Raw genomic sequence first — 8,535 nt, 5'->3', positions numbered from 1 at the left:
CGACCGCCGATCTCAAAACTGGGTCCTCAACTCAAGGTTGGCGTTCGTGAAGGGTGCGCGTCCGGCCTCCCGGCGGGAAAACAGGGTAATAGAAAGCAACAGGTTACGGGACAGGTGAAATTGCCCGCTGGCCCGGAGCCGCTGTGAGCGACCGCTCGGGAAACCCTGGGCCATGAGGTACGGAATAGGCACTTGCCGGCTGGCAGCCACGTGGAAATGTTCCAGGTCCACCCGCAAGTGCCCTCTGGTTCCCACCGTCAGCTGCAAACCGCCACCATAGGCGATGGTGCGCACCTGCAATGCCTCTAAATCCCGGTCCACTTCCTGCTGCCAGGAGCCGGTCACGCTGGTCGTAAGCCGTTTTGCCAGGGCTCCCGACGCGGTACCCTGCCCCTGCCATTTTAGAATATCATGGTTGCGCAGCGACGATATCAGGGACTGGAGTGCTTTGCGTTCATGGATCAGCCGCATTTCCCGATTGACTTGCCGCCCGGCCAGCTGGTGACGGCTTATCTGTACAAGCTCCGCTGAAGTCTGCTCAAGAACCTCACCCAAGGGCATATCCCCACCATTCCCGCCAATATTCTCCCGGTTCAGCCTGGTCTGCTGAATAAGGCGCAGGCGATATTGGGGCTGCCGGGGCCGTGACTGCAGAGCCAGGTCAAGCTGCAGTCTGGAATGGACATTCACTGCCGCTGAGTCATCCAGGGACGGCTTCAGATAAGTGGCCAGCGAATGCTTTAATATTTCTGCCGCCAGCTGACCCTGGATAATAAGCCGGGCTACGACATAATCTTTGATCGAGCCGATAGGATACCGGGTGCGGTTGAGATCCACTTGAAGTCGGAAGCGGGATTTAACCGTATTAATCGGACGAATCTCTCCGGCCGGGATCACAAATCGGTTATAGGAACCGGCTTCATCCGGCACATAGGTTTTATACACCGGGTCAAAGCGGTATTGCCCCAGGCCCGTTCCCACGGAGTCATAAATCACTGCTTTGGATTCGGCAATCTTGCGCTCCAGCCGATAGCGCAGGTCCAGCCACCAAGGTCGCCCGACCGGGCGATGCACCAGCGCGAGGTCTCCCATCATATAGGACAGATCGTCCCGCTCATCGCTGGCGACCTTTTCATTGAAGGAGAGGGTGGTTTCCAGGCGCGTGCCCCGGGGGACCGTCCGCGCCAGTGAAAGGAGCCAAAGATGGGCCGTCTCGGTAGGGCCGGCCTGAAAAATATCGCGCCGCAGCTCCCGGCTGAGCCCTAACCGGGTTTGCTGCGAAATCCGGGCCTCCAGCCCCAGTGTCAGCTGCTCGACCTGGTAGCTCGAAGCTATATCTCTTTGCCTGTTTTCACTGTAATATCGGACAAAAGGTGCGAACTTCTTAAAGTTATACTTTAAGTCACTATCAGTAATCTGCCATGCGCGATCTCCATTCACTCGCGATAGGAATGTTTGCTTGAATCCGCCCGCTAGTGGTGCCGTGCCGCTTTTGATCAGGCCCCAGCTCAGTCTGTCGGTCCTGATGCTGTCAGCTCCGATGCGTCCCAGCTGGGCGAAGACTCGCTGGTGGCCTGTCTCTTCCAAGAAGAGGTTGACAGTCTGCCAGTTATATCGCTTGGGCTGGCCATCCAGGTCCCACTCCCGCTGGAACTCGACGGCATCCCAGCGGCCCGGCGGGGTAAACTGCTGACCTTTCCCCAGCCCATCCAGCTGCAGACCAGCCCTTAATGTGCGGCCAGCCAATGCCAGGGGCTCCGTTTTCCACTGGAGCTGCAACGCATAGCCGGCATCCAGATTGTCCCGGTCGTCCAGAGGTGAGTAGCGGTTAAGGTCCACGTGACTGAGTCCCACTTCCAGGCGGGCCGACCGCCCCTCGGATTTGCCGTCAAGCTGCCAACTGGTAGTCATCAGGTCCAGTCGCTGAGGGAGCTTGAGAATCCGGAACGGGGCATAGTTGGCGTTGTACATGGCCGCTTCTTCCGGAGGGACCCACTGGTAGATGACACGATCTCCCGCCACGACGCGGCGATAGCAGCCCTGATCACCCACGTTGAAAAAGGATACCTTATAGCCACCCTGGTTTTCTCCCCGCCAAAGGTAGTGACCATCAACCAGGTCGTAGCTCCCAGCCGGATCGGGGGCGGCCGTCGGGATGATGGCCTCCTGCTCGCGATCCCCGATTTCCCGCAGATACTTCTGGTCCTCGGCGGAGAGACTGAATTCCAGGTTGCTCTGAAGATCATCCCGTTCAGTAAGGGCGGAGACAGTAAGGCTTGATCTCTCGCCACGCCAGGTTGTAGCCAGATAACTGGTCAGGCGGTTAAACACCAGGTCGGTATACTCAAAATCGACTACGATGCGGCTGTCGCTGCGGATAGAGTGACGGGGAGTGAAGCTGATCTCTCCGGCAGTATAATCGATGGTATAGTCCAGGCTCTCCCCTCGCTGCAGGCGCTGGCCGTTTAGCCACACTACCTCGGTGCCCGGCAGGACAATCATGGTGCGTGAACCCTCGTGAGTGAGGAGTGCATAAGGCCCCTGACGCCCATCCTGTCCCTGGATGAGTTGACTGCGATACCGCCCCCTGCTGCCCGCCAGCGCGCCTATCACCTGCCAGTCACCGCCCTGCAGCTGGACGCGCATGCCTTCCAGCTTGCGCTCAAACGAAGCCATACGGCCTCCCTGGCCTTTCAGAATGAAATCTCCCACCTCTACCTCGCCCCAGCGGCTAGTGAGAGAAAGCCGCACCTGATCCAGCTCGTTAAGGGTTCGCGTATCGCCCTCCGGCTGAATGGGGATATTCTGGTCGGTAAGGCTGCCGTTGATGAAGACACCACCGCCCAGTTCACCCTGGAGGCGCAGATTGAGCCCACCGGTGAGATTTACCCCCCGTCCCGAAGACACGCTCAACCCCCGGAACAGGCTCCCGGCTGTCACCAACCGATCCGCAGGGGGATTCCCCTCGCCTGGCCTGGAGGGCAGTGAGCCGCTACCCAGCGATGGGGCGGTTGAATCGGCCACGATCTGCCCCAGGGGCGGCAGGTAGCGCCAGGCCGGGCCCAGCCTCGGCACCAAACCCGACACTACCCGGTAGCGTACCATTATCCGTCGTTCATTATTCAGCGGACCCAACCAGCGAACACTCCCCGACACCGGTTCAAGGCGCACCAGGGCCGTGTCAAGCGGTCCCCCCGCGTCATCAAAAACCTCCCAGCTACCCTCAATGACGGGAGCATGAGCGAGGGTATCTATCCTGATGGCAGGCGTGAAGACAAGCTCGTCCTGATGGTGCTCTACCTGCCCCTGCAGGCAGTTCACCAGCACTACCACTGCCGACAGCCATCTAAGGGACCGGCTGGAGCACATGGAGGATACCGGTTTGGTCGAGTACATAAATATTCGGGAAACGGGCGGCGAGGTCGATAACCCCTCCGGCCACCGGCAGGGACGTTACGGTTGCATCGGCCGGGTTGACCTGGAGGAGCCCCGCAGTCGTCGCTAACAAGAGCCGCTCGCCAGCCCACTCGATAGCGAGGACGGGCCTTTCCCACTGCAACGGAAGTCGGCGGTCAAGCCGACCGCTGAGATGAAACAGGTAGATGATGGCATCAATCGGATCCCATACCGCTATCCGGTTGTCTGACGCGGCGAGAAGGGAGGGATGCAGCACCGCCACCGCGCCGCTGGCTTCATCAGCCACCACATCCAGCACCGTACCATCGTCGGCATACAGGTAGAGACCGGCCTGGTTTTCAAAAGTCACCCAAAACCGCTGCTGCGCATCCCGGATGAAGGCAAGAGGCAGTTGATCACCAGGCAAAGGGGTGGTGGATACCGGATTCAGTCGCGCATCCAGACGCAAGATTTGCTGTCCTCCCTGATCCAGAACGAAGACCGAATTTTCGGCTACAACCAGGTCACGCGGCAGGTCCAGGGCGAGGGCGCCGGTGCCCCAGCCACCATATCGCTGCCGTAGTCGGCCGTGAGCGTCCGCGGCCAGAACTTCGAGGCGCAGGCCATCCAGAAAGTATAGCCCATCGCCCCAGGGAGCGGCCGCTACCTGGACCAGACCATCTGCGGGAAGCGATAGGGGTATCGGGGGAGCTTCAATCCATTTCTGGGCCGCGGCCGGGGCGGCCAGTGACATCAGCCAGCCACCAGTAAAGATTGCTGTCAGACGGGCGGAAGGCGCGATGGTCAACTTTCCTACGATGAATCGACCTTGCTGCGCCTCGGCAGCCAATACAGGAGAATCCCTCCTATCACCACCGCGATGATCCCGAAAAACTGGGCCCCCGTAAGACCCAGGGCATAATGGCGATTAGTGCGGATGAATTCGATAAAGAACCGCTCCGTCCCCGCCAGGATCAGGTAAAGAGAAAAAACCTGCCCGGCAAACCCGGCCCTGGGACGCAGCCAGTACAGGAAGCCGAAGATGGCCAGTCCCAGAGTCAATTCATAAAGTTGGGTTGGATGGACTGGTACTATGGTCGGTTCGGCGCCCCTGGGGAAAGCTACAGCCCAGGGCAGCTGTGAGGGGACACCGTGGCAACACCCCGTCAGAAAGCACCCAATACGGCCGATGGCGTATCCCATAATAAGGTAGGGTGCCAGCACATCGGCGATGGACAGCCAGTCCATCTTCTTGCGCCGCACAACCAGGGTAACCGCCAGCGTGCCCCCGATAAGGCCGCCGAAAAAGACCAACCCCGCACCGAAGTTCTGAATCCCCTCAGCAATGCGTTGAGGGCTGAGCGTAAAAATGCCGGCGATAATATTCCACAGGCCGGCCAGGTTCTCCCCGGACCCACGACCGATGTTTTCGATCAAATAGTATATCTTGGACCCGAGAATGCCACCAATAGCAGCCCAGAAGACAATATCCTGGGCCAGCTCCGGCGGCCAGCCCAAGCGCTTACCATCGCGGGTTAGTAAAATGTAGGCCGTGATGAAGGCCACTACCATCATGAAACCATAGGAAGAAATAGTGAACGGCCCGAGGTGGAGAAGTTCAGGGTACATTAGAATTCCTTTCCGCAGTTAAAGCAGAACCGGGCCCCCGGCCGTCGCAGACTACCACAGCTGGCACAGAATCGGCCTTTGCCAGTGCCCATTCGGGGACCCTTTTTCACCAGTGCCGCGCCGCCTCGGGCCTTTTGAGCAGAAGTAGCTTCTGCCATTGCTCTGCGACTGCCCCACACGCTTTTAATGATAAAGATACCTACAGCCAACAGGATCACTGTCAGAAGGACAGTAGTCAAGTTCGAGGGCTGACTACCGATTGCAGGGCGACCGGCTTCACCCCCCGCCTGCAGCTGCTCCATTCTGGCCTGCAATTCGGCCACAGTGAGGACGTTGCTGGGATTTTCGTAACTGACTGTTACAGGATAGCCGGTCCCGGGCTGTAATCCATGAAGGTGCTGCCGATAATACAGCAGGCCGAATTCATCCACCTGTTCGTCAGCCTCAGCCAATGAATGCTGGAAATTTTGCGCGGCAACCGGCTGCAGAATAATGATGTGAAACTCCGGCAGCACTTCGTTGGTGGACAGGTGGTAGGTGAACGTCCGAGCGCCACCTTCGCTCTCGAACGGGTTGAAAAAATACCGCACAAAGAACCAGGCCTCACTGACATCTATGGGCAGATAGGTTTTGCCATCGGCCGTACGGGTTGCGATGCGTTCGCTGACCGGTTCCCCCTGCGGGCCGGACCTGGAAACCAGGGCTACCGGGGTATTGGGAGGGACCTCCATTTCCAGATAACGGGGGTATTGGCCCGGCTGCACCTCCCCCTTCACTCTGATCTCTACGCCAGGATGCTCATACTCGGGCAGAATCATCACATCAAAGCTCTTATAGGGACTGGATTCCTGGGCTGTAAGGCCGGTTGATCCCGAAAAGATCAGTATACAAACCACCCGCCCAAACATAGTCATGCTACATTTACGTGAGCACATGATCCAGTTCCCTTCCTCATCCCACCGTTTGAAATCCCAGAACCAGCAGGTCATAGACAGTGTGAGCATAGACGGTAATACCGAATCCCCGGAGGGTGAACAACAAACCCAATATAACCCCTGCTACGCTCCGATAACCGAAGGAGTTCCAGGTGAATATTTCACCGGCGGGACCCACATAGTGGAAGAGGGAAAATAACACCGCAGCTAACCCTATTGCCACTCCCCAGGCGACTTGTCGCTGCCAGTTCATGACGCGCTGGAAGAACATCGCCGTGCCGCTGATGAGTACCAGCCGGAACACCCCTTCTTCATAGATGCCCGCGCCCACTGCCAGGAACGCCGTCCGCAAGACCGTATCAGAGGTGGCAACAATCAGCAGCTGGTCAACCGCTGAGAGGGATACCAGGAGGACACCAGCCCAAAGGAGGCTCTCGGCCAACATAGCGACCAGGTGGACGCCAGCTACCCGGGTGGTGCCGTATCTCTGGCGCTGCCAGAGCCAGGCTGCGACCACAGCAGCAGCCAAAAGCAGGCCCATAATATAGGGGGCGGTCAGCCCACAAATTCCCAGCAGCTGCCGCAGGAGAACATCGGCTCCATTGCGCAGCTGCAGTTCCGATTCCCAATTGACCACCAGTGCCAGTACTTCATAAATGGCTACCAGCGGCAGAATAAACACCAGGCTGTACCAGGGAGTGCGGGAAAGGTGAGGATAATCGCGCCAGTGGCTGCTCATGCCCGGTCCCGTAATCCAGATTCCATGTACAATGTTTTAAGTCCCCGGAAGTAACTCGCCGCGCACCTGCTGCCCAAGATCAGGTGCGAATGAAAGTATAACTCTGGTCATCCTCAATGATCACCGCGCACAGATTCTCACCCCTGCTCGCGCAATTAATCAACATCCATTTGGTATTGCGGGGATTGACGAACGGTCCTTCCGGGGTATGCCCCGTTACCAGATAGCGATCGGCGAAATACTGCCGATAAAGGGAATGCACGGAATCATTGGCGGTAAAAATAAAGTAGCGATCCCAGACGATCATTTCCAGATCTTCGTCACTCAACTCCCCGCCCGCAGCTATCACCTGCATTTGCCTCTCGGAGGTAAAACCACCATGAATAACCAACACCCGCTCATCCAGGTAGTATTGATCCACATGGTTGCAGATAAAGTCCTGATGCGACCGGGGGACTTTCTCGCGTTCGTCCTGCGTGCCCTGCACGCTTACGATGCCATAGGAGGCGAGGGTTTCCCTGCCACCCTGGACATACCAGATCTCCGGGGGTACACCGCCGTTGAGTAGCCACTCAGCAAACCAGAGATCGTGGTTACCACGAATGAAAAAGATGTTATCCGGTGAGCGTTCGTAGAGCCCTATCAGCCGATCAATCAACCTCATGACCGAAAAGTCGCTGTAAGAGAGGTGGTCATTGTAATCCCCTACAAATACCAGCCGATCTTCGGTGGGTTTGTAGCCGGCTTTCTCAAGAAGAAGATCCATGCCCTCCAGGTTGCCATGTACATCTCCAATAATGATGTACCGGCGGTCAAACGCCATGAGCGGTCAGCCAGCCTCCTTCAGCCTGCGATACAGGCAACAATTCAAGCGCTGTTTTCTAGTCCCCGTGCCCAACTTCCATGATGGAGAGAAAGGCCTCCTGTGGAATCTCAACCCGGCCCAGCTGCTTCATCCGCTTTTTGCCTTCTCTCTGCCGCTCCAGCAGCTTCCGCTTGCGGGTGATATCTCCGCCATAGCACTTGGCCGTGACGTTTTTCCTCAGCGGTCGGACGGTTTCCCGCGCGATGACCCGGTTCCCGATGGCGGCCTGAATCACGACCTCAAACTGCTGCCGGTGGATCACCTCCTTGAGCTTCTTACACAGAGCCTTGCCGTGAGCCTGGGCGTGGTCCTTATGAATGATGCTGCTTAAAGCATCCACCACTTCCCCGGTGATGAGGACGTCCAACTTTTTCAGCTCACCGGGCCGGTGGCCGATGAACTCATAGTCGTAGGAGGCATAGCCCCGGCTCACCGACTTCAGCCGGTCGAAAAAGTCAAAAATGACCTCTCCCAAGGGCAGCTCATATTTCAGCTGGACCTTGGAAGGGGATAGATAATGGGTGTTCCGGTAGACACCGCGCTTATCCTGACACAGCTTCATGATGCTGCCCATGTAATCCGGCGGGGCGATGATCTCAGCCGCTACATACGGCTCCCGGACCTCTACGATGGAGCCGGGGTGGGGCATATCCGCCGGACTGTCCACTTTGACCACTTCACCCTCCCTGGTGGATACCTCGTATTCCACATTGGGCGCGGTGATGATCAGGTTCAGGTCGAACTCCCGTTCCAGCCGCTCCTGGACGATTTCCATGTGGAGCAGCCCCAGGTAACCGCAGCGGAAGCCGAAGCCCAGGGCGGTGGAAGTCTCCGGCACGTAACTGAGGGAGGCGTCATTCAGGCGCAATTTGTCCAGCGATTTGCGCAGCAGCTCATAATCTCCGGCAGCTATGGGATAAAGCCCGGTGAACACCATCGGCTTGACGGTCTTGTATCCCGGCAGCCGTTGC

At 57.9% G+C, this 8,535-nt stretch carries 7 protein-coding genes; all 7 read right to left on the bottom strand.

All coding sequences use genetic code 11. From position 1 onward, the window contains the following. Positions 1-12 precede the first annotated feature (12 nt). Positions 13-3,369 carry a hypothetical protein gene (locus ACETWG_04165; protein MFB0515785.1) on the bottom strand — a complete coding sequence of 1,119 codons (3,357 nt, stop codon included), beginning with the start codon at positions 3,367-3,369 and terminating at the stop codon, positions 13-15. Then, positions 3,347-4,150, bottom strand: a complete 804-nt coding sequence (locus ACETWG_04160; GenBank protein MFB0515784.1) for a hypothetical protein — start codon at positions 4,148-4,150, stop codon at positions 3,347-3,349. The genes ACETWG_04165 and ACETWG_04160 overlap by 23 nt, the downstream gene beginning before the upstream one ends. A gap of 59 nt (positions 4,151-4,209) precedes the next feature. After that, a complete protein-coding gene (gene lgt / locus ACETWG_04155; GenBank protein MFB0515783.1) occupies positions 4,210-5,025 on the bottom strand; it encodes a prolipoprotein diacylglyceryl transferase in 816 nt (271 codons plus the stop codon). After that, positions 5,025-5,960: a hypothetical protein gene (locus ACETWG_04150; GenBank protein MFB0515782.1), complete on the bottom strand. Its 936-nt coding sequence runs from the start codon at positions 5,958-5,960 to the stop codon at positions 5,025-5,027. Before ACETWG_04150 ends, lgt begins: the two co-directional genes overlap by 1 nt. Before the next feature lie 16 nt (positions 5,961-5,976). After that, a complete protein-coding gene (locus ACETWG_04145; protein MFB0515781.1) occupies positions 5,977-6,699 on the bottom strand; it encodes a type II CAAX prenyl endopeptidase Rce1 family protein in 723 nt (240 codons plus the stop codon). A gap of 79 nt (positions 6,700-6,778) precedes the next feature. Continuing rightward, positions 6,779-7,522, bottom strand: a complete 744-nt coding sequence (locus ACETWG_04140; protein MFB0515780.1) for a metallophosphoesterase — start codon at positions 7,520-7,522, stop codon at positions 6,779-6,781. 58 nt (positions 7,523-7,580) lie between these two features. Then, a partial coding sequence (locus ACETWG_04135) for an elongation factor 4 (GenBank protein MFB0515779.1) occupies positions 7,581-8,535 on the bottom strand: 955 nt, incomplete at its 5' end.

It is taken from the genome of Candidatus Neomarinimicrobiota bacterium (assembly GCA_041862535.1).
Taxonomy (GTDB): domain Bacteria; phylum Fidelibacterota; class Marinisomatia; order SCGC-AAA003-L08; family TS1B11.
This window is presented reverse-complemented; position numbering and strand designations above follow the sequence as displayed.